Source organism: Pseudomonas sp. F220 (genome assembly GCF_057813935.1).
On the sequence record NZ_JBVASJ010000015.1, the window covers coordinates 1 to 20,925 of the forward strand.

The window sequence follows — 20,925 nt, forward strand, 5'->3', positions numbered from 1 at the left end:
CGATTGCCGCATGCGCAGTCGGTGGCCGACTACGAAGCACTACTGCCATGGAACTGCTCGCCAGAGATGCCACGGTAAACACAAGGCGCATCTACCGGTAGGTGTGCTTTATGGATCGGATACCCTGTTTCATTGTTCGGCGCCGACATGGATGCCGGGTTGAGCCTCCCAATCATTGGCGCGACTTTGGGTGTGTTCTCGTGGCTGGCGTACAGGTCAGAACCCGCCAACCAGTACCGGGTTGCCTTCGCACTGGGCGGCGCACGCGTTTACCCATTCCCACCTACCCCCGATCTCCCCGTCCGACCCTTGTTGCGATCTTGCTGTGATTATTCACGGGAAGCTGTCGCAGGACGACAAGTTGCCAGTGAGAAACACTGCAATACCGTGGAAATCTCAGTGAAAACCAGCGCCTGGAAACCATAACTTTTGATAACAGGTGGGCGGTCTTGGTTCGCGACCGCGAACCAGAAGTGCGAACTTGTGTCCGGTGCGCGCCCCGCAATGCGCATTTTCGTGCGTACCAGTCTGCGTACCAGTGCTTTGCGTACCTGACCTTTCGTATTTCAGGTGCGTGACGGACGTGCGTGAAACGGCGTTGTTTGCTGTTACACCATCTGTTACAGCCTGCCTTGTTACAGGTTGTCGGCATCGATTGCACGGGTGTCGGAGCAGGCCCCAAAAACGCGAGTTACCGTGGTAACCAGAGTGGTAACCAGTTGTGGTAACCAATACCGGAAGCCTGATAAAACCTGAGATTACATAGCCCGGTATCCATTCAGAGCAGTCGCTTTCCGTGGATACCAGAGCGGATACCGGTCGATCTGATCGGCGTGAAAACTTGTCAAAACTTGACATTGAAAACGCTAGCGCCGGTACCGGTCGGGCCCTTCAAAGGGGGCGCACTTTTGACACCCCCTTTGCCGTATAGCCTCCCCCCGCCCTGTTAGCAAAAGTTAGTGTCTGGGCGGGCTTGGCCAACCCGATAGCCTGTTAACAATTGTCAAGGTTGGCGGGTGTCGGGCGACTCGGTGACGGAGACCCCCAGAGCGTGAAACCAGCGTCTTCACCGTGCCCAGTGGCAGGCCGGTGACCGTCAGCCTCAGAGGACTGAAACACCACGTAACCGCCACCGATCACCCGGCGGGAGTGGTTCCGGGGCGTCAGTCGGCGTGGGGCTGAGAGGGGCGAGCCGATGCACAAGACCGGAAAGTAATCCGCGACACGTTTTCATCATTTGCAAAACGTGGCGCACAAAATGGTCATTTGCCGACGATGCTCAGGGCGGGCGGTAGCTTTGGGCCGAGCGGCGCACCAGGGGCGAATGGGTCTGGCAACTGGTCTTCTGGGCATTCCCTGATGAACCGGATCATGGCGGCGTGACAGGCGCGATACAGCGGGCCACCGGCGCCCCATTCGTCGCCCTTGCGGTCGGCGCTGTCCTCCAGTTGGGATAGGTAGGCCACTCCGCGGAGGCTGGTGTCACCGTCTGCGCTGGCCTCCTGGCGATGTACTGGGTTGACGCCCAGCAGGTCGCACATCTGGTCGAAGCCCAGCGCCTGCGCCAGCCCCTCGCGGTCGAACATCAGTGATTGGCCAAACCCAGCAAGTGCGCTCCACGCTCCGCTGCGGATGGCCTCTTGGTGTTCCTGGGCTCGCTCCTCCAATTCAGCAATGGCCTGCCGGGTGAATGGGAGAAACGCTTTCAACTTTCCCGCTTGCCGGCGTAGGGCTCGCCGTTCGCTGCGGATAACGTCGAGCTGGTCAGCAATGGCGCGACAGATTCGCCGGGTGGTGATGAGTTGCGTGGTGGCGCTGACGCCAGGCTTCAAAGCGATGTTGCACAAGCGGGTGATAAGGCTGGGCGTCATTGGTGCGCCTCCATAGGTGTGCCGTCGTAGCTGGTGCGCAGGTGGGCGCCAGCCGTGCAATGGCGGCCGGTGGGCGCGTAGCAACTCCGACAAACCATGATGTGGTTGAGGTAGCGGTCACGGGCCTGTCGCCACTCAGGTGTGGCAGTGGCGGCGCTTGCGTGTGGGCTTGTGATGAGCCGGGGAGTGCGCTCGACAGGGCTGGCCAGCACCAGGCGTGGGCGAGGCCGGCTATCCATTTTTGGCGTGTCGGTACTGGCAATGGCTGGCGGCATGTGATCGAGCAAGCCGGAAAGGAGACTCATGGCGTCACCTCGGCCTGATCGCTGTTAATCCAATGTTCCTGTGATTTCAAAAACACCGGCAACAGCGGCAACAGCCCCGTAAACCGTGGCCTCCAGGCGTTGCCGACGCTGCCTAACTGTTGCCACCAGTTTTTTACCGGCAACAGTGATAACCAAATGAAAGGAGAGTGCGGGTCTCTTATGTTGAAAATGAGGTGTGCGTTGCCAGTTGTTGCCACTTTTTTTACAGGGTGGCAACGGCTGTAAGCCACGCCCCACAAGGCCGTTGCCGGTGTTGCCACTGTTGCCAGTGATTCTAGGTTCCTGTGAACTTGAGTAATCTGGATTGCTGGTTTTTGAGTGACGTTCATACGCCACCGCCTTCACGATCCATGATGTCTGGGTCGACCACATAGAGACGCGCTTGGCCACCACCAGGGAGTCGGTAGTTTTTGGTTTTACGCTCGTTGTCACGGCGTGCGAGGACGTTAGCGCCTTCCAGAGCTTTGATGATGCGAGACAGGCCATAACCGTGCGCTGCCTCGATGAGCGCCGGCTTGTTGAACAGGTACAGGCGGTTGGTGCCCGCCAGCTCCCAGTAACCGGCCCGGTTGAACACCTTGGTGTCAGGCGTTTGATCGTCGACATCTGAAAAGCGGCTGCTACCGTGCCGGTCGATAAAGTCCAGGATGCCGGCCAGGATCTGTCGATCTTCGGCATTGCCGCTGCCTACCCTGCTGAGCCATTCGCCGTAGAGCAAACGGCAGTCAGCTAGGGCGGTACCCGGCACCCATGGCAGCAGGCCGTAGGCGATGGCCATCTCTCCGGCAAGCGCGATCACGGCGAACCGATCAGCCACCCGGCCGGCCTGGGCGTTGTCTTCCACAAAGCTGGCGCGTACACCGGCGAAGTCTTCCAGCAGGCCGGCCCGGTCGTCGCTCTCGAGCAGCTTCTCGACAAAGGCTGGCCCGAGGTGGCCGTGGTGGGCGCCGACCGCGACGGTGAGCTGTCGGTGAAAGTCGGCGCCCTCAAGCCCGTGCAATTCGTCGAAGGCTCGGTGTGTGCGAGTACCGGCGTTTACGTCGACCATGCGCAACTCGGCGCCAGCGTGGGCGGCATTGCCGGATATGGCCGCGTGTTCAGAGAGTGAGCGCTCGCCGCTGGAGAGTGTCAGCAGGCGCCAGCTCAATTTGGCGCGGCCTTCGCGCTCGCGGGTCATGGTGCCTTTGCCCTGGCCGTTGGCGAGGGAGTACGCCATTTCCTGTACCCGCTTGGGGTCGGCGCGCTTGATCTCATCCAAGGGCAGGATGGTGTCATTGCGGCTCGACGCTTCGATCTCCAGGCCGCCTTTGGTCATGTCCCAACTGGCGGCGAACACGCCCGGGTCGCCCCATACCGACGATCCGATCAGTTGCGCCAGCGACTTACCGCTTGAGCTATCGCCCACCAGGTGAACACCACCGCCCAGCACGCCCACCAAACTCAGCAATGGGCCAGCCAGTGAGCAGCCGATCGCCAGTGTCAGCACCGGGTTGCCCGCGCACTTGGCGGCCACTTCCGATTGCCACAGCGCCAGCTCGCCGCGCCGGCTGAAAAGTACCTGAGCCTTATTGCTGGCCTGGTACCGCACATTGGCGCTGCCGATGGTTCGCCCAGGCAGCACGAACGCGCCCGACTCATGCCAGCCAGCCCGGCCGGCTGGTGGTGGCAAACACTTCGGCGGGGCGCTGCTCAAGCAAATACTCCATGAACTGGCCGCGTTTCTTGAGGGAGATAATCACACCCATGCCGAACAGTTGGCGCCTGGCGTCTTCGCCACTGCCGCCGAACACCTCCATGGGAATAATCCATTCCTTGGTACCGCTCTCGGTCACCAGACGCAGGAAACGCCCCTCACTGCCGTCATCGCTATTGGTGGTGCGAGCGGCGACGGTCACCGGGGTGGAGATCCATTCGTCAGTGATCGGACGGTCTGTCTTGTCTTCGTCGGCATCATCGTCGGCGGCGCTGCGTTTGTACCCGTGCCAGTACACGCCGGGGCGCAATCTGCGGCCTTTCTCATTGGTCACCCAGTGATCGTAAACACCCCAGCACGGACGATCAGGATCAATCATGGGCGCTTCGGGGCGCAGGTTGATTACGTTGTTTTCAGGCGTGCGCATGGGCGCGTCTCCAAGTGGCGAGGTCGTTGAAGTCGGATAGGTCGGCGGGCGCATCGGTGGGCCACTGGGGAAACGTCACCAAGCCGCCCACTGCAACGGCGGCGGCATTGGCGGCAGTGCGTCCGGGGTTTCCCTCGGTCTGGCGGTCGTCGTCGCCGGCAACGATGATTTCGGTGGTGTGGTATTCAGCCCGAAGTGCCAGCGCCACCGGCTTGAGGTTCCCGGCATTCATGGCGCAGGCGACGGTGTAGCCGCTTTCGTGAAGCGTTGCGCCCGTGGCCCAGCCTTCGCAGATGCACAGCGGCGTACCTGGCGTTATACGGCCCATGGGCGAATAGCTGCCCCTGACTCGGCCACCGGCCAAGAAACGCTTGCTGCCGTCCAGGGCGATGCGCTGCAGGTTGACCAGCACGCCACCGGCATACAGCGGCACCAGCAACTCGTCATTGCGTTGGCGCAGGCCGTAGGAGCGAACGCCCTTGGCAAGCAGGTATGGGTGGTCAGGATCGGCGCGGCGAGCGTCACGCCACCAGCGTTGGGCAAGGTTCGCGGCTTTGAGCTGGCGCTGGTGTTGCTCGGCTTCACGTTGGCGCCTGGCCTGCTTGATACGTTGGCGCACCTGTTCGGCTTCGCGGTGGTCGGCAGGCTCACGACTGCTCCAAGTGCTGGCGCCACCAGACTTCCAACTGCCAAACGCACCCGAGGCAATGCCGTCCAGGTACAGCACATACCAGCCGTTGAGCGAGCCGGGCTTATCCTCCGGTACACGGAACCGGTGGATTGCACCGTCGGGCTCTGGCAGCCAGTCGAGAGGACCATAGATGGCCTGGAGGGCATCACGGAATTGGATCGTTGCGTCTGTCATGCGGCCCCCTTCGGCGGGGTAAACCGCTTGGCCAAGTTCTCCAGCTTCTGAGTCAGGCGCTCCAGCTCATCGCAGTGGCGGCCTTGATCGCCTTCCGAGATGCGTAGCTCCAGGAAGCCGACCAGGGTTTCCACCAGCAGCACATAGCTGGCGCTGTCGATGTGGGCGCTCGTAGTGGGCGGCACGCTGCTGCCCTTGCGCTTGATGGGGGTGACGTTACCCATGACTCACCCCCTCGGCTCCCGAATAACCGACCCAGGCGGCGCCGTCGAAGCGTTGCAGACGCACGTCGGCCAGCGGCACGGCGCCAGCAATGGCAAACCAGTTGATAGGCGAGGCACCACGCTTGCGTCCCACGGATTCCAGCTTGCGGCGGGTGGTGCTGGTGATACCTGCGTACTTGCAGGCGTCCACCCAACTCATCAGGCGCGCGTCGTCGGCAGGAAGGGAAAGCCGGGCACAGCCAAACTCGGCCAGTTGCTCGGCAAAGGTCAGCAAGCGCGGACCATCCGCGCCCATGACCATCTTGGTCGCGGTGCCCTCCCATCGTTGCGCCTTGGAAAACCACACTAGCGGCGGCTCATGCTTGGCACCGGCGTTGTTTGGGCGAAGCGATCCAGACGTGAGGATCAGCGGCAGATGATGATGTTCGGTCGTGTAGTGGTGAACCATGATCACTGGCCACCTCCTTGGCGATCAGCGCCAGCGAAGGCCCGGCAAACTTGACCGTTGTTCACGCCGTGCCAGCGGGTAATGTCGTCAATTGCGTCAACCAGGCAGGCCGTCACCTGGGCGCCAGCACTACGCATAACTACGCGCCCGCACTCGGCGTCAGCCTCGCTCAAGAACGGCCCCAGCAACGCCTTGGGCACCTTTGGGTGAGTGACGTAAAACAGCTCGGTGGCTTTCTTCGGGCAAGCCGATCCCCTCAACGCTTGCGCGCTGTTTTGAATTTTCATGGTCAGATCTCTATCGAGTGCGAGAGCGAGTGTCTCGGCGGTAAACCCTTGCGCGATCTCGCACACGGCCAATTGCTTGCGGCGAAACGTTCGGCCCGACAAATGCGGCAAGCTCATTTGTCATCAGCATGGATTGCGGTACATGGCGATACTGCCCAGGTGGGCACGCCATGAAGCCGCGCCGCACACGGGGAGCATGTTTGTTCAGTAGCTCTAGATCAGCAGCAACGGTTTCTTGAATGCGCTTACCATGCTCGCATAGCGGAACAGGCTGACCAGGCCGAATCTGGCCCCAGGCATAGCGATCTGCAAGCACCTCATTGGCGGAGTAAAGCGCCTTCTGGCAGCGACTGCGTACCTGATCGTCCCCAATCCTTACCAAGTCCCAGAAGTCGAAGTTATCGGCGCGGTGCCCAATCTCATGCGCCACGATAAACGGGTAGATTTCATCGTCGTGGAGGGCTGACCAGTCGATCTCTGGCCGTTGCTGCCTGCGCATGTGGGCCGTATTGACGCTGGTGGCAAGCTGAATCATAGGGCGCTCGTCAAACGCGATCTCACTGGTCGAGACATCAGCGCAAACACTCTGGGCCATGGTGTTGTAGATACCCCAGGAGTTACCCATCGCCCGAAACGTTGAAAGACTCAGACAACAGCCGAATTTCTTTACCTGATCGGCAAATGCGCGGTACTGGAGGCGCGTAATACGGAGAGTTGCATTGGTTTTCATTGTTCACCCCCTTGCGACTCGATCATGCCTTCGAGTAGATCGGCCCAAACCATCGCAGTGTGCTGGGCAATAACGGCAGCGACACGGGCGACGATGATCGGCGTGGCAGGCGATGCGATGACGGCCATGGCTACGCTGAGCAGCACAAGAATTTCTTGCACGTCGCGCAGGTCGTCGATGTTGGCAGGGGTCTGAATATTCATTGCATACACCCAATATTCACCGCGTCGTACATTTGGCCAACGTGGCGGTGCTTCCAGCAAAAGTTGCCGCTGAAGGAGCGGACTTGCTCGATATGACGGGCGATATCGGAAGCGACGACGTTTTCCTTGTTGCACAGTAAAGGGTCAAGCAGTGGCCACAGGATCTGTACCAGCTTGTTGAATTCTTCGCGGGCGAAGTTCATTTGTGCGACCTCGAAAGGCTCAAGGGTCGCGTCGGTGAGGATCTCACCTTGGATAGTCATCGTGGCTGGCAGAGTCTGAATATTCATTGCGCGTCCCCTTGAGCTTCCAAGGTGCGAACGATGGCCATGTGGGCGTTGTAGCGGGTGAGGCGGACGGACAGAGACGAGTTGGCGCGGAGAGCACTCAGGGCCATACGGCGGTGAGCAAGGGCGCGGATTTTGGACGGAGTAAGGGTGTGCAAAAGTGAAGCTCCTTGATTTGAGGAGCTGCCACGATTCACGGCTAAATGAAATTGGGTGGCAGCTGTGCGCGGGTTAGCCGACCGGGAATCAAGAGACCCGGCACGCCCGAAGGCGTCCCACGCACAGCCACCATAAAACGACTTTGCAGGCACAAAAAAAGCGTCTGCAAGACTCTGGACGCTGTAGCGTCTTGATTTCATCGGGCGGCTAAACCCGGTCGCTGAATTTGCAGCGACGGGCGCAGGATAGCCCCTAATACTGTCATGACGCAATACTTTGCATGATTGATTTAATGTGCATACAATAATTCCATGCAAATAACCTTCGACCCTGCCAAGCGTGACAAAACCCTGACCGAGCGGGGCGTGGACTTTGCCGATGCTGGCGCCGTCTTTGCCGGTCACCACTTCACCGCCGAGGACACGCGACAGGAATACGGAGAGGTCCGCTTTATCACCGTAGGCCTGCTGATAGGCCGAATGGTTGTAATGGTCTGGACACCTCGCGGCGAGGCCCGCCGCATCATCTCTATGAGGAAAGCCAATGAGCGCGAACAAACGCAATACAGAAGCCGCTTGGGTTGACCCGGACGACGCGCCGGAACTCACCGACGCATTCTTCAAGCAGGCCGACGAATTCAAAGGTGCCAAGCTTGTGCGCCGTGGTCGGCCCAAGTCGGACGTGGTGCGCCCCCGTACCACTATCCGGTTTGAGCCCAGCATCCTGGAGCAATTCCGGTCCTCGGGGCCAGGCTGGCAAACGCGGATGAACGTGGCCTTGGCCGATTGGCTCAAGACGCACACGCCGGACGAAATCAAGGTATGACGCTCAGCCTGACCCGGTGGGATATCGCCGACTCCCTCAATACTGCCGAGGAACAGTGCCTGTATCTGGGCGCCTGTATTGAAGAGGCGGGCGAAGACTCGGCGTTCATGATTCAGGCGCTGCGCGATATCGCTTCCGCCCAGGGAGTGGACGACCTGGCCACGTTCGCCGGGCTTCATCCAGAAAGCCTGACCGATGGCTGTGAACTGAGTTTTGAAACCTTCATCAAGGCCACGCATGTGCTTGGCATCCAGCTTCATGCTGGGCGGAGAGAAGACAATGTCGGATAAGTCAGGGCCGGGCGAATGGGTGGAGTTATGGCTTGACGCCGAGGTGGTCGAAACATTCAGGGCGGCGGGGCCAAACTGGAAAGAGCTTATGCACGCCGTCCTGGCCGACTGGCTCAAGGACCATTCGCTGGATGAACTGAAATTGATGTGACTTGAGGGGCGATTGCCCATCGAGGTCGAGCCAGTAACGCGGGCGCGGTGATGAACCGTTGGCCCGCGTTTTTTATTTGTCTCGTTCACGCGGCATCACTCCCCAACAGCAGATCGCCGGCGCCGACCATGTAAGCCCGTACCGCGTCTTTTGCCCTGGAGGCTGCCTCGCGGTGATCCGTGCCAGCGTCAAGGCTTGAGCGCAGCGTGCGCCCGTAGATAGATTGCAGCGTGGTCAGCAGCAGACGTTGCTCGATGGTCATGGTCTCGCGTTCGGTGCAGGCCATCCCCATGGCTGCGATCAATGCCTTGTTGGCGTTGATGTGAAACATCCGTTCCGGCGTGGTGCTACCGCACTCCAGGGCACGCGTGGCGAGCAATTTCACCTCTTCGTGCATGGCGTGGTACATCGGGAGATATTGCGTGTCGGTGACGGATGTGTGGGCGCGGGCCTCGCGGAAGGCCGTGATGAGGTTGGCTTTCAACTCCACCACGGTATCGCTGTTACGGGACAGGGCGAGCAGGAAGAACGCTTGGTCCTCATTGAGCAGGGCGAAGTGCTGGTGCTTCACACCGCGAGAGCCTGGCACCTTCACTGCCTCCGTTTGAAACGGAAGCAGTCCAAACCGTTTGATCTTGTCAGCATAACGCTCGATCAACTCCATGGTGTTCTTGTGCTGAGTGCCCAACTGCTTGGTGAGCAGGCGACTATCAACCCGTGGTTCGCCTTTGCATTGAGCCAGGGTAATGCGGGATTCCTCCGCATTACCGCTCGCCTTTCTGGTGATCGCAACCTTGCGCTTGTCGGTGGTAATATCGCCATGTGCCTGGCGGCGTTGTTCTTCGGAACTCGTGGCCTTTTTCATTTCAGGCCGCCTCACGCAATGCGATGCGCTGGCGAACCCAGGCCTGTACCTCGGCCAGCACGAACCCAACCGGCGAACCACGCGACTTGCTGTTGCTCAGCGATACCGGGCGGGGAAACGTTGGGTCGTCTTTGAGGCGTTTGTAAACAGTAGGGCGCGCAAGGCCGGTGATGGCCGACAGTTCTGGCATGCGGATAATTACGTTAGCCGGGTCGTGCTGCTGGGTGGTGGTTTGAATGCTGCTCATATCTGTATCCCGTTGTAGGTGTTGACGGGATTGATTGAACAGAGATGATCGATATGTCAGAAAGGGATGACATGGTGTCATGACACCATGTCAGATCCCCATGTCATGCTTTGGGTAGGCCATCCGGCTTGATAGCCATTGCTAGGTAAATCGCTTTGTTGGGCGGGGTTTTGTTCGTTGGTACATCCATGCCTAGCTCATTGCAAATTGCCCGTTGGATTGTGTCCTGCTTAGGCTGCCGCTTGTCTGGCGTATGGCCTGACCAATGCTCCAAGGCAACCCTGCGCATAACCTCAAGCTCTTTGGTAGCGTAGGGGAAGCTCAGGCCGATGGTGGCCGATTCGTGCGGGTTGTCTTGCTGAGTGTTTCCGATCTGTTGGATCAACTCTGCCACTCTGGCTTCGGCGTCTTCACGCTTCGAGCGTTCCATCTCCAATTGCTGGCGCAACTCGTCGAGCTCGGCGTCGTCGGCGTCGCGGTTCTCTTCTACACCGTTCAGCTTTGCGGCAAGGGCTTGGATGTCCTTCGGCTTGAACAGAGGGAAGCAATTACGCATTTCAACCAGTGCAGACCAGTGCGCGTGCCCCTCGTCGAAAGTAAGAACGGTGCCATCTATTTCGAACCGTTTCCCATCAGAGTAGCTCCCAGTCGTTACGTCGCCGATCATTTTAAGTTCTGAAATTACGTTAGTTCCGGATTTTAAAAACTCAGCAGCGTTCGAGACCTGCTGACATCCGTTCGGCGTAACAATTGATACATAGCTGGATACATTTCGCTGGTTCCAGGTTTGTACTAGGTACTTGTCAGTTCCACTGGGTAGCCCTTTGAGCGGGCTTATCGCCCCTATGTCGGGGAGTATGTATGCGGCACATTTCCCAAACTCGCATAGCTGCAATAAATCTGGAGTGGTGACGCGAGTAGCGGTGAGGTCTTGCAACCAATCAACAGCCTGCGCCATGTCGAGCCAATGCAGCAGCCGGTAAACCTTATCCATCCTCACGCCCTCCCAGGCGATCCCGTATTGAATAGATCGGCTGGCCAGGCGGATGGGAAGTCCGCTTTTCGCTCCGTCGAGCTAGGCCAGCCAAAACCGTTATCTGTACGAACACTGGATATTCGAACAGTTATTGCTGACAGTCTATATCGGTCTACGACGACAAAGGAAGGCCCGCATCAGGCCCGCTTGATCGACACGACATTGCCCCTGGCCAAGGTGTCCTGATAGTCGGCGTACCATTGCATCATGGTCGTGCGTTGAGCCAGGTACTGCGCCTTGTTGTATATCCCGGCCACGCCTTCCTTGACGTGCGATAGCTGCGCCTCGACGTGATTTTCATCGAAGCCGTGCTCGTTGAGGATCGTTGAGGCGATGTGGCGGAAACCGTGGCCTGTCTGCCGGCCCTCATAGCCAAGGCGGCGCAGGGCCATCAGAAACACGGTGTTGCTGCGGGGCTTGGTGGTATCACTCCGGCCAGGGAACAGAAGAGGATAGCCTCCAGTGAGATTGCGCAGGCCGCACAGTAATTCGACGGCTTGGCAGGGTAGGGGCACCAGGTGTTCGCGGCGGCGCTTCATCCGTTCGGCAGGGATTGTCCAAAGCGCGCTGTCTAGATCGAACTCAGACCACAGGGCCTCGCGTAACTCAGACGGACGACAGGCGAGCATGGAAAGGAGGTGTAGGCCGATCCGAACATCTATGGCGCTGGGGTATGCCCGGATGGCACGCAGCAGTGGCGGCAACTCATCCAGCGGAACATAGGCATAGTTCTCTGATGGTTTGGTCTGGAGAAACTTGTGGAGCCCTTCCAGCGGGTTATGAGTGGCGCGGCCAGTGACGCGGGCAAGGTCGTAAATCTCTTGGCACCTGGCGCGCACTCGGCTGGTCTGCTCGATGATGCCCTTTTGCTCCATGCTGCGCAGGAACTCCATCCACTCCATGGGCAGTATCTCTGTGTAGATACGTTTGCCGAACACGGGGAATACGTGAAGCTCCAGCGCGCCGATGGTTCGGGTTGCCGTTCCATCCGTCCAGTTTTTACGTTTGGCGGCGTACCACTCCCGCGCCAAGTGCTCAAATGTGTTGTTTGTCGCTTCGATCTCTGCGGCCTTCCTAGCTCGCTTGGTGGCGAGTGGGTTGCCGCCTTTAGCAGCGTCCTCTCTCAACACAGCTGCTTTCTGTCTGGCCTGTGCGCCAGATAGTTGATGGTCGCCAGTGCCGTAGCCGCCAAGTCCAAGCCATGACCACTTTCCGTCTGGCTTCTTGTAGCGCAGTTGCCACGACTTGCTCCCGTCTGGTCGCACGCGCAGATACAAGGCGTTTCCGTCCAGTTCCCGGTACTCCTTGGTCTCTGGTTCCAGGGTGGCTAATACGGTGTCGGCCAAAGGGCGGCGTTTGATCTCGCTGCGCTTCATTTTCCTTGTACCCCTTAGTTTCAATTATTTTCCAAGGTACATGAGGGGATACACGAAGGGAAGATATAGGGGTAGACAAGGAGATATAGCCAGAAACAAGAAAGCCCGCACTAGGCGGGCTTCTTGAGGTTGTTTATAGACTGCTGTAGACATCTATAAACAGGTACTTGGTGGCTACACAGGGACTTGAACCCCGGACCCCAGCATTATGAATGCTATGCTCTAACCAACTGAGCTATGTAGCCAAGTGGCGCGCATTATTCGCCGATAACGGAAAAGCGTCAAGCAGTTTTATTAAAAATTTATCTACGCTATCAACTGTTTATCGAAAACCCTCTGTCAGCAGGGGGGACGGACAGCGTTGGAACCACTGACTGGCCTGTTCGTAGGCGTGGGCCAGCTGCAGCACGGCGAAGTCTGCCTGGTGCCGGCCGATGATTTGCAGGCCCATTGGCAGGCCATTCTGGCTGAAGCCAACCTGCACGTTTGCCACCGGGCAGCCTGAGAGGGTGCCGGGGATGACCACTTCCATCCAGCGATGATAAGTGTCCATGGTCACGCCTTCGATGGCGGTCGGCCAAGGGATAGTTTTATCGAACGGGAAGACTTGGGCGCTGGGCAGTAACAGGTAATCGTAGCGTTCAAACAGTTTACTGATGGCGCGATACCAGTTGCTGCGGGTCACCGACGCGGCGAAGACCTCGCTGGCGGAGAGCTTCAAGCCATTTTCGATTTCCCAGCAGGCCTCTGGTTTCAACTGCGCGCGCTTTTGCGGGTCGGCGTAGGCTGCGCCGAGGGAGCCGGCGACCATCCAGTGGCGCAGGCTGCGCCAACTGTCCCAGAGCTGTTGCGGAGCGAAGTCCGCCTGCGCGGCTTCGATGCTGCAGCCGATGGCTTCAAAGTCGGCGAAAGCGCCTTGGCAGAGTTCGAGGATGCCTTTCTCCATCGGCAGATAGCCGTTGAAGTCGCCGAGCCAGCCGAGACGAGTGCCTTTGAAGTCGCGCTCCAGCGGTGCGGCGAAGGCGCTGCCAGATTCAGCGATGGACAGCGGTGCTCGCGCATCCGCTCCGGCTTGTACCGAGAGCAGCAGCGCGGCGTCGCGCACGCTGCGGCCCATGGGGCCTTCGTAGCCGAGTTGGTCGATGAACAGGTCGGCGCTGTCATCGAATGGCACCCGGCCCTGGGACGGGCGAAAGCCGAACACGTTATTGAACGCCGCCGGGTTGCGCAGCGAACCCATCATGTCGCTGCCGTCGGCCACCGGCACCAGGTGCATGGCCAGCGCTGCGGCGGCACCACCGCTACTGCCGCCAGCGGTTTTGCTCGGGTCGTAAGCGCAGCCGGTGGCGCCGAACAATGGGTTGTAGGTCTGCGAGCCCAGGCCGAACTCCGGGGTGTTGGTCTTGCCGATGATGATCGCCCCGGCGGCCTTGATCCGCTCGGTCATGATGCCGTCGCGCTCGGGCACAAAATCCTTGTGCAGCGGTGAGCCGAGAGTAGTGCGGATGCCACGGGTCAGCGACAGATCCTTGATCGCATGGGGCAGACCATGCATCCAGCCACAGTAGAGGCCGCGAGCCAGTTCCGCATCGCGAATGTCAGCCTGGGCCAGCAGTTCGTCGACCGGTTGCAGGCTGATTAACGCGTTGACCAACGGGTTGAAGCGCTCGATGTGGGCAAGATAAGCCTGCATCACCTCCCGACACGACACGTGGCGCAGGCGAATGCGTTCGGCGAGTTCGTGGGCCTGCAGCAGGACCAGTTCGCTGATGTTTTTAGAAGTCATTAAAACGCTGCCTTGTAGACGGCTGGAAAAAACGCCCCGACGCGCTGGCGGGGCGGTCGGGTCAACGCATCAGGTTGGTCCACAGACGGTCGGCGAGACGGATCGCGCCTTCGCCGCAGGTCTTGCTGAACACCACTTGAGTGCCGTCCGGGATGTGCAGTTCGGGCGCGTCCTTGAGGCCGGCGTCGAGGAACGGTTCCACACCCTTGATCGGGCTCTGATGCTTGAGGAAGTTCTGGGTCATCGCGGCATTTTCAGGCTGGCTGAGGAAGGCGATGAAGGTCTTGGCGTTGTCTGGATGCTGGCTGCCCTTGGGGATGACCATGTTGTCGACCCAGGCCAGTACGCCTTCTTTCGGATAGAGGTAGCGCAGGCTTGGTTTCATCTCCCTGGCGCGCATTGACGAACCTCCCCAGAAGGTCGACATGTCGATTTCACCCGAGGCCAGGTTCTCGCGGATTGAGCCGGCCTTGGAACTGTAGGTTTTGACGAAAGGCTTCTGCGTTTTGAGCAGGGTCAGCACTTGCTGCATTTGTTTCGGGTCTTCGCTGCACAGTGGGATGTTCAGGTACAGGCTGGCCATGTCCACCACGTCGCTCACCGAGTCGAACATGTTGATCCGCCCTTGCAGTTCGGCCGGTGGCTCGTAAAGGACTTTGTAGCTGTCCGTCGGGCCTTTGTAGCGCTCGGTGTTCAGCACCACGCTGGTGGTGCCCCAGATGAACGGCACGGAGTAAGCGCCTTCCGGGTCCCAGGTGGGCTTTTTCAGATTGTCGGCGACGCTGGCGTAGTAGGGCTGGTTGACTGGGTCAAAGCGCTCGAGCAGTTGCTCCTTGATCAGGATCGGAATGAACTGGTGCGACGGAATCGCCACGTCATAGCCCGCGCCGCCCTGTTTGAGCTTGGCCAGCAGTGTCTCGTTGGAGTCGTAGGAGTCCACGGTGACTTCGATGCCGGTCTGTTTCTGGAACTTGGCGAGAATCTGCGGCGAGAAATAGCCGCTCCAGCTCACCACGTTCAATTTTTCGGCCGCCTGAACACTGCCGAGCAGAGGCAATGTCAGTAACAAAGAGGTGCCGAAGCGTGCGATCAACTTGCTCATGGTATTTCCTCAAGGTGGAATTGGCAGGTTCAGACTTTCTTTTTACTCAACAGGTAGGAGAGGCTGACGAACAGCACCGAGACTCCGAGGATCAAGGTCGAGACGGCATTGACGTCAGGCGTCACGCCCATTCGCAGCAAGCCGAAGATGAAGATCGGCAGGGTGGTGGTGCCGGCTTGGGAGACCATCATCGAGATCACGAAGTTATCCAGCGAGACGATGAAGGCCAGCATCAGCCCGGAGACGATCCCCGGCATCAGCAGTGGCAGGGTGACCTTGCGAAAGGTCCTCCAGGGGCCTGCGTAGAGGTCGGCCGAAGCGTGTTCCAGAGACAGGTCCATGTCGTTGAGCCGCGCGCGGATCGGCAGGTAGGCGAAGGGAATACAGAACACCGTGTGGGCGATGATCAGGTTGCCGTAACCGAGCGACAGACCGATGGTGGAGAACAGCGCCAGCGTGGCGACGCCCACGACGATTTCCGGCAGCACCAAGGGCAACATGATCGCGCCCATGGACAGCTGCATCCCTTTGAACCTGGCGCCCCGTGAGGTGCCGAGTGCCGCGAGTGTGGCAATCGCGGTAGCGATCATGCTGGCGCACACGGCGATCAGCAGGCTGTTGCCAGCGGCTTGGCGCAACGCCTGATTGGCGAATGCCGCGCGGTACCAGTCGAGGCTGAAACCGGTCCAGACCGTGGCCGACTGATTGGCGTTGAAGGAGAACACCACCAGCACCACGATCGGCGCGTAGAGGTACAAGTAGAACAGGAAGCTGAAGCCACCGAAGCCCGGGAAGTCCTGCACGCTGAGCCCGTTTCGTTTGAGCAGACGCAACATCATTCACCTCCTTTGGCGATGCGCTGGTGTTCGGCGCGCAGGGCGTAAACGGTCAATACCAGCATCACTGCCGCCATCAGCACCAGAGACAGGGCCGCGCCGAACGGCCAGTTACGGGCATCGCTGAACTGCCGGAAAATCAGGTTTCCGAGCATCATTTTGGTCCCGCCGCCGAGCAGTTCCGGGGCGATCATCGCGCCCAGGCAAGGGACGAAGGTCAGAATTGCTCCGGCGAAAATTCCCGGTTTGGCAATCGGTAGCACGACTTTGATCAGCGTCCGCCAACGTCCGGCATACAAGTCCTGTGCGGCCTCCAGCAGGCGGATATCCATCTTTTCCAGGGTCGCGTAAATCGGCAGCACCACGAACGGTGCGTAGGTGTAAACCAGCCCCAGCAGCACCGCGCCGTCGGTATAAAGCAGTTGCAGCGGTTGATCGATAACGCCAAGCCCCATGAGGCTGTTGTTGATCACTCCGGTGTTACGCAACAGCAGAATCCAGGCGTAGGTGCGGATCAGCAGGTTGGCCCAGAACGGCACGGTAATCAGGAAGATCAGCAGCCCGCGACGATGAGCCGGTTGCATGGCCAGCCAGACCGCCACCGGAAAACCGATCAACAGCGTGATGACAGTGGTCAAGCCGGCGATGCCGATGGAGCGCAGGGCGATGATCAGGTAGGAATCGGCGAAGGCCAGGCTGTTGTCCAGTTGCCGTTCGAACAGTAACGAGGTGTAGGCGTCGCTGCTGAAGACTTTGTTCACCCCGCCGTAGGGGTTGGCTTCCATCAATGAGTAGCCGATCACAATCAGAATCGGCACGATCAGGAACAGGCCGATGGCGAGCAGCGCGGGAGTGACCCCCAGGAAGCTGCCGAAGGCCTTGCGCCGTGCCAGAGTGGTGGATATAGGTGAAGCGTGCATGGGAGTCCCTCACTCAATCCAGCAAAACGCTGGCGCTGCCTCGATCGAACAGCAGGCCGGCCCGAGCGTTGACCGGAAAGCGCTGGCTTTGGTCGACACTGTTGGGCGTGCGCACGGTGAGGCGTGAACCGTCGGCCAGGCTGACCTGATATTGCAGGTCGGTGCCCAGGTAGATTTGCGCGTCGATCCGACAGGGCAGGGCACCGGCGGCACCGTCAGGCACCAGGTGCAGGCGTTCCGGGCGCACCGACAGCGCAACGCTGTCGCCGATGGCTACATCGCTGCAGGGCTGAGCCGGCAAAGGGTGGCCGGCAGGGCCATCGAACCAGGCCAATCCGGCCTCAATCCGCGTGACCCGACCTTCGATGAAGTTTGTCTCGCCGATAAAGTCAGCGACGAAGCGATTGCGCGGACGCTCGTAGATGTCTTCCGGGCGACCGACTTGCTGCACTTCGCCTTCGGACAACACGGCGATGCGGTCAGACATGGTCAGCGCCTCTTCCTGGTCGTGGGTGACGAAGATGAAGGTGATGCCGGTCTTGGCCTGGATGGTTTTCAGTTCTTCGCGCATGGCTTGGCGCAGCTTGAGGTCGAGGGCCGAAAGCGGTTCGTCGAGTAGCAGCACCTTGGGATGCGGCGCCAGTGCCCGGGCCAGGGCAACCCGTTGCTGCTGGCCGCCGGACAACTGGGCCGGGCGGCGTGTGGCGAAGCGTTCCATCTGCACCAGTGCGAGCATTTCCCGCACGCGCTCGGCGATTTGCACCTTGCTCAGGCTTTTGCCCATGGGCTGCGATTCGAGGCCGAAGGCCAGATTCTCAGCGATGGTCATGTGTGGGAACAGCGCGTAGTGCTGGAACACCGTATTGACCGGGCGCTTGAAGGGCGGGCGATCGGCGATGTTTTCGCCGTAGAGCAGGATCTTGCCCTGGGTCGGAAACTCGAACCCGGCGATCATCCGCAGAAGGGTGGTTTTGCCACAGCCGGAAGGGCCGAGGAGGGTGAAGAACTCGTTGTCGCGGATATCCAGGTCGATGCTTTTCAGCGCCACCGGACCGGTTTGCGGATCACCGTAAACCTTGCGTACTGAGCGAATGGACACAGCCAGCGTTTGCAGCGAATGCAGGGCATTCATGCGTTACCTCCGATTCCCCCATCGCCCGTTTGAGTGCTGCTCTGTAAAGAGCGGCGTCGTCAGGCCATGGATATTATTTTTTTGGGCAGGATCGAGATGTTTTCGGGTGTGTAGCGAGCCGCGTCGGCGGGCTCTTTGTTCTGTTCTTGTTGTTCTTGTGTGGCTCGATTATCAGTGAGGGGTTGCGGGCGCGAAACTTCAATTTTAACATATGAGCTGTTAAATAATTTAATAGCCAAAGGCGGTCTGTCCCATGCCTAACCATCGTTTGCCGCCACTCAATGCCGTACGTGCTTTTGATGCGGCGGCGCGTTTGGGCAGCTATGTCGAAGCCTCCAAAGCGCTGCACGTGACCCAGCCAGCGATTGGCCGGCATGTGAAGTTGCTTGAGGAGTGGCTTGGCGTGCAGCTGTTTGAGCGGACCTCACGCGGGGTTGTGCTGACAGTCGCCGGGCAGAAATACCATCACAAGATTTCCGCGGCTTTGCAGTTGATCGTTGAAGCCGGGCAGGAGTTGCAGCCCAAGGATTCCGAACGCTGGCTGCGGATCATGGTAGTGCCGGGCTTCGCCAAGCGCTGGCTGACGCCCAGGCTTGAGGCAATGCGGCATCTGCGACCGGGTTTGAAGTTCGCCATCGAACCCAACTCGACCTTTACCGACGTAGACGGCAAGAGCGCAGATCTGGGTATTGTTTATGGTCTGGATGGGCAGTACGCCAATTCCCGCGCGACCTTGATCTGCCCGCGGGTATTTCCGATTTGTACGCCAGGCTACCTGGCGAGCATCGAGCCGATACACGGCCCGGCCGATCTGGTGAAGCACAATTTGATCCACTTCGACGACGGCGAATGGTGGAACATGTGGTTCGCCGCCAACGGTCTGGATATTCACCTGAGTTCCGACGTGTTGTACGTCAACAATGACCACGCCTTATCGGTGGCCGAAAGCGGCCAGGGTATTGCGCTGGCCAACGAAGTGCTGGTGCGCGATGAGCTCGAGGCCGGCACTCTGGTGCGAGCGGTTGAGGCCCAGGTGAAACTGGAAAGCTATCGCGTACTGACGCCGTCAGCCGCGCTGTCGGCGGATGTGGGATGGTTTATCCAGTGGTTGGCGTCGTCACTGGAGGAGGAGTTTCCAGAGGCGGTAGTGGCTGAGTAAGAACCGGAGACCTTTGCACAATCTGTAGCAGCTGGCGAAGCCTGCGTCCGGCCGCGCAGCGGTCGCAGAACGTTTAACCACCATTCATGAGGAAATTTGAGGCGCGCGGATTACGACCGCTACGCGGCCGGACGCAGCCTTCGGCAGCTGCTACAGGGGCACTTCGTTCAACTAAGCCGAAACCTCCCTGTGTTATCCGCCGCGCGGTTTACCGCTCGTGCGCCTTCGAGCAGGCGCACGGCCGCTTGATGTGGCTTTGGGTTATCACGTAACGAGTTATAAAATTTGAAGTCGTTAGCAGGCTAAGGGGATGGCTTTGCTGCACTGAAAAATGGCACATTGACGCACCTGCAAGTGCGCACCCATCTGTTGTACGGAAACTCTCATGGCTATCAGTAACCTCCAGACCTCCGCGAGCCCGGCTTCTGCTGCCCCGCAAACCAGTCCTTTGGTCATGCGCATCATCGGCGCCGTGGCCTTGGCACATTTGATCAATGACCTGATTCAGTCGGTGCTGCCGTCGATCTATCCGATGCTCAAGGCCAACTATGGCTTGACCTTCACCCAGGTCGGGTTGATCACACTGACCTTTCAGCTCACCGCTTCGCTGTTGCAGCCGTGGGTCGGGTACTACACCGATCGCCATCCCAAGCCCTATCTGCTACCCGCCGGGATGATCTGCACGCTGATCGGGATTCTGATGATGTCCCAAGTGGGCAGCTTTCCGCTGATTCTGTTGGCGGCAGGGTTGATCGGCATCGGCTCTTCGACCTTTCACCCGGAAGCTTCCCGGGTCGCACGACTGGCATCGGGCGGCCGTTATGGCCTGGCGCAGTCGACCTTCCAGGTCGGCGGTAATGCCGGCTCAGCTTTCGGACCATTGTTGGCAGCAGCGATCATCATTCCGTTCGGTCAGGGCAATGTCGCCTGGTTCGGGCTGTTCGCGGTATTCGCCTTGGGTGTTCTGTATGCGATCAGCCGTTGGTACGCCAATCACCTGAACCTGTTCAAGCTCAAGCAGGGCCAGGCCGCGACCCATGGTCTTTCGAAAGGGCGGGTATTGAGTGCATTGGTAGTGCTCGGATTGCTGGTGTTCTCCAAGTACTTCTACATGTCCAGCTTCACCAGCTATTTCACTTTTTACCTGATCGAGAAATTCGACCTGTCGGTGGCCAGCTCGCAGCTGCATCTGTTCCTGTTTCTGGGGGCGGTAGCGGCGGGGACCTTCTTCGGTGGCCCGATCGGCGACAAGGTCGGCCGAAAGGCCGTGATCTGGTTCTCGATCCTCGGCGTGGCGCCGTTCACGCTGTTGCTGCCTCATGTGGACCTGTTCTGGACCAGTGTGCTGAGCGTGGTGATCGGCTTCATCCTGGCTTCGGCGTTCTCGGCCATTGTGGTCTACGCTCAAGAACTAGTACCGGGCAACGTCGGGATGATTGCCGGGGTGTTCTTCGGTCTGATGTTTGGTTTCGGCGGGATTGGTGCAGCGCTGCTTGGGCATTTAGCAGACATTCGCGGGATTGAGTACGTGTACATGTTGTGCTCGTTCTTGCCGTTGTTTGGCGTTCTGGCGATCTTTCTGCCCAGAACCAGGAAAGCCTGAGCTGCTGAGATCCAGGGTGGGAGCGGGCTTGCTCGCGATGACGGTTTAACATTTAACGATGATGTTGACTGACAGTC

At 59.4% G+C, this 20,925-nt stretch carries 25 protein-coding genes, 1 tRNA gene and 1 pseudogene; 6 read left to right on the forward strand and 21 right to left on the reverse strand.

The window, feature by feature from the left end; translation table 11 throughout:
• Nucleotides 1-1,262: 1,262 nt before the first annotated feature.
• From ACZYSM_RS14870 to ACZYSM_RS14920, 11 genes and pseudogenes are all read right to left on the reverse strand, one after another.
• On the reverse strand, nt 1,263-1,871 hold the full coding sequence (locus tag ACZYSM_RS14870; protein ID WP_489072244.1) for a hypothetical protein: 609 nt from the start codon (nt 1,869-1,871) through the stop codon (nt 1,263-1,265).
• Nucleotides 1,868-2,176, reverse strand: a complete 309-nt coding sequence (locus ACZYSM_RS14875; protein WP_489072245.1) for a hypothetical protein — start codon at nt 2,174-2,176, stop codon at nt 1,868-1,870. Before ACZYSM_RS14875 ends, ACZYSM_RS14870 begins: the two co-directional genes overlap by 4 nt.
• Nucleotides 2,173-2,526, reverse strand: coding sequence for a hypothetical protein (locus tag ACZYSM_RS14880; protein WP_489072246.1), 354 nt, complete (start codon nt 2,524-2,526; stop codon nt 2,173-2,175). Before ACZYSM_RS14880 ends, ACZYSM_RS14875 begins: the two co-directional genes overlap by 4 nt.
• Nucleotides 2,523-4,317, reverse strand: a pseudogene (locus ACZYSM_RS14885) (DUF927 domain-containing protein). The gene ACZYSM_RS14880 and the pseudogene ACZYSM_RS14885 overlap by 4 nt, the downstream one beginning before the upstream one ends.
• Complete coding sequence (locus ACZYSM_RS14890; RefSeq protein ID WP_489072247.1) at nt 4,304-5,182, reverse strand: toprim domain-containing protein; 879 nt, start codon at nt 5,180-5,182, stop codon at nt 4,304-4,306. Before ACZYSM_RS14890 ends, ACZYSM_RS14885 begins: the two are co-directional and overlap by 14 nt.
• The gene (locus tag ACZYSM_RS14895; protein WP_489072248.1) at nt 5,179-5,406 is read right to left on the reverse strand and encodes a hypothetical protein; all 228 of its coding nucleotides are present in this window, start codon (nt 5,404-5,406) and stop codon (nt 5,179-5,181) included. Before ACZYSM_RS14895 ends, ACZYSM_RS14890 begins: the two co-directional genes overlap by 4 nt.
• Entirely contained in the window at nt 5,399-5,860 is a 462-nt protein-coding gene (locus tag ACZYSM_RS14900; RefSeq protein WP_489072249.1) for a hypothetical protein, read from the reverse strand. Before ACZYSM_RS14900 ends, ACZYSM_RS14895 begins: the two co-directional genes overlap by 8 nt.
• A complete protein-coding gene (locus ACZYSM_RS14905) occupies nt 5,857-6,141 on the reverse strand; it encodes a hypothetical protein (RefSeq protein ID WP_489072250.1) in 285 nt (94 codons plus the stop codon). The genes ACZYSM_RS14900 and ACZYSM_RS14905 overlap by 4 nt, the downstream gene beginning before the upstream one ends.
• Nucleotides 6,142-6,151: 10 nt before the next feature.
• On the reverse strand, nt 6,152-6,871 hold the full coding sequence (locus ACZYSM_RS14910) for a hypothetical protein (RefSeq protein ID WP_489072252.1): 720 nt from the start codon (nt 6,869-6,871) through the stop codon (nt 6,152-6,154).
• On the reverse strand, nt 6,868-7,074 hold the full coding sequence (locus ACZYSM_RS14915; protein WP_489072254.1) for a hypothetical protein: 207 nt from the start codon (nt 7,072-7,074) through the stop codon (nt 6,868-6,870). Before ACZYSM_RS14915 ends, ACZYSM_RS14910 begins: the two co-directional genes overlap by 4 nt.
• Nucleotides 7,071-7,364: a hypothetical protein gene (locus ACZYSM_RS14920; RefSeq protein ID WP_489072256.1), complete on the reverse strand. Its 294-nt coding sequence runs from the start codon at nt 7,362-7,364 to the stop codon at nt 7,071-7,073. Before ACZYSM_RS14920 ends, ACZYSM_RS14915 begins: the two co-directional genes overlap by 4 nt.
• A 467-nt stretch (nt 7,365-7,831) precedes the next feature.
• On the opposite strand from ACZYSM_RS14920, the gene ACZYSM_RS14925 reads away from it, so the two are divergent.
• Genes ACZYSM_RS14925 through ACZYSM_RS14940 form a run of 4 tightly spaced genes read left to right on the forward strand, consistent with a single transcriptional unit; the run spans nt 7,832 to nt 8,786 of the window.
• Nucleotides 7,832-8,104, forward strand: coding sequence for a BrnT family toxin (locus tag ACZYSM_RS14925; protein WP_489072257.1), 273 nt, complete (start codon nt 7,832-7,834; stop codon nt 8,102-8,104).
• A complete protein-coding gene (locus ACZYSM_RS14930) occupies nt 8,064-8,345 on the forward strand; it encodes a BrnA antitoxin family protein (RefSeq protein WP_489072258.1) in 282 nt (93 codons plus the stop codon). The genes ACZYSM_RS14925 and ACZYSM_RS14930 overlap by 41 nt, the downstream gene beginning before the upstream one ends.
• Nucleotides 8,342-8,635: a helix-turn-helix domain-containing transcriptional regulator gene (locus tag ACZYSM_RS14935; RefSeq protein WP_489072259.1), complete on the forward strand. Its 294-nt coding sequence runs from the start codon at nt 8,342-8,344 to the stop codon at nt 8,633-8,635. The genes ACZYSM_RS14930 and ACZYSM_RS14935 overlap by 4 nt, the downstream gene beginning before the upstream one ends.
• Nucleotides 8,625-8,786 carry a BrnA antitoxin family protein gene (locus tag ACZYSM_RS14940; protein ID WP_489072260.1) on the forward strand — a complete coding sequence of 54 codons (162 nt, stop codon included), beginning with the start codon at nt 8,625-8,627 and terminating at the stop codon, nt 8,784-8,786. The genes ACZYSM_RS14935 and ACZYSM_RS14940 overlap by 11 nt, the downstream gene beginning before the upstream one ends.
• 85 nt (nt 8,787-8,871) lie before the next feature.
• Here the strand turns inward: ACZYSM_RS14940 and ACZYSM_RS14945 are convergent, their stop codons facing one another.
• The 10 genes from ACZYSM_RS14945 to ACZYSM_RS14990 all read right to left on the reverse strand — a co-directional run bounded on the left by ACZYSM_RS14945 (nt 8,872) and on the right by ACZYSM_RS14990 (nt 18,086).
• A complete protein-coding gene (locus ACZYSM_RS14945; protein WP_489072261.1) occupies nt 8,872-9,651 on the reverse strand; it encodes a Rha family transcriptional regulator in 780 nt (259 codons plus the stop codon).
• A 1-nt stretch (nt 9,652) separates the two neighbouring features.
• A complete protein-coding gene (locus ACZYSM_RS14950) occupies nt 9,653-9,898 on the reverse strand; it encodes a helix-turn-helix transcriptional regulator (protein ID WP_489072262.1) in 246 nt (81 codons plus the stop codon).
• Between the two features lie 103 nt (nt 9,899-10,001).
• Complete coding sequence (locus tag ACZYSM_RS14955) at nt 10,002-10,892, reverse strand: hypothetical protein (protein WP_489072263.1); 891 nt, start codon at nt 10,890-10,892, stop codon at nt 10,002-10,004.
• Between the two features lie 179 nt (nt 10,893-11,071).
• On the reverse strand, nt 11,072-12,310 hold the full coding sequence (locus tag ACZYSM_RS14960) for a tyrosine-type recombinase/integrase (RefSeq protein WP_489072264.1): 1,239 nt from the start codon (nt 12,308-12,310) through the stop codon (nt 11,072-11,074).
• A gap of 168 nt (nt 12,311-12,478) precedes the next feature.
• A tRNA-Met gene (locus tag ACZYSM_RS14965) sits at nt 12,479-12,555 on the reverse strand.
• Between the two features lie 77 nt (nt 12,556-12,632).
• Complete coding sequence (locus ACZYSM_RS14970) at nt 12,633-14,096, reverse strand: amidase (protein ID WP_489072265.1); 1,464 nt, start codon at nt 14,094-14,096, stop codon at nt 12,633-12,635.
• Nucleotides 14,097-14,157: 61 nt separating this feature from the next.
• Nucleotides 14,158-15,198 carry an ABC transporter substrate-binding protein gene (locus ACZYSM_RS14975; protein ID WP_489072266.1) on the reverse strand — a complete coding sequence of 347 codons (1,041 nt, stop codon included), beginning with the start codon at nt 15,196-15,198 and terminating at the stop codon, nt 14,158-14,160.
• Between the two features lie 29 nt (nt 15,199-15,227).
• Nucleotides 15,228-16,037 carry an ABC transporter permease gene (locus ACZYSM_RS14980; RefSeq protein ID WP_489072267.1) on the reverse strand — a complete coding sequence of 270 codons (810 nt, stop codon included), beginning with the start codon at nt 16,035-16,037 and terminating at the stop codon, nt 15,228-15,230.
• Nucleotides 16,034-16,954, reverse strand: coding sequence for an ABC transporter permease (locus ACZYSM_RS14985; protein WP_489072268.1), 921 nt, complete (start codon nt 16,952-16,954; stop codon nt 16,034-16,036). The genes ACZYSM_RS14980 and ACZYSM_RS14985 overlap by 4 nt, the downstream gene beginning before the upstream one ends.
• Before the next feature lie 13 nt (nt 16,955-16,967).
• A complete protein-coding gene (locus ACZYSM_RS14990; RefSeq protein WP_489072269.1) occupies nt 16,968-18,086 on the reverse strand; it encodes an ABC transporter ATP-binding protein in 1,119 nt (372 codons plus the stop codon).
• 253 nt (nt 18,087-18,339) lie between these two features.
• Between ACZYSM_RS14990 and ACZYSM_RS14995 the strand changes: the two genes are divergently transcribed.
• Together ACZYSM_RS14995 and ACZYSM_RS15000 are read left to right on the forward strand one after the other, a co-directional pair.
• The gene (locus ACZYSM_RS14995) at nt 18,340-19,245 is read left to right on the forward strand and encodes a LysR substrate-binding domain-containing protein (RefSeq protein ID WP_489072270.1); all 906 of its coding nucleotides are present in this window, start codon (nt 18,340-18,342) and stop codon (nt 19,243-19,245) included.
• Between the two features lie 385 nt (nt 19,246-19,630).
• Nucleotides 19,631-20,848 carry an MFS transporter gene (locus ACZYSM_RS15000; protein ID WP_489072271.1) on the forward strand — a complete coding sequence of 406 codons (1,218 nt, stop codon included), beginning with the start codon at nt 19,631-19,633 and terminating at the stop codon, nt 20,846-20,848.
• The last annotated feature ends 77 nt before the right edge of the window (nt 20,849-20,925 follow it).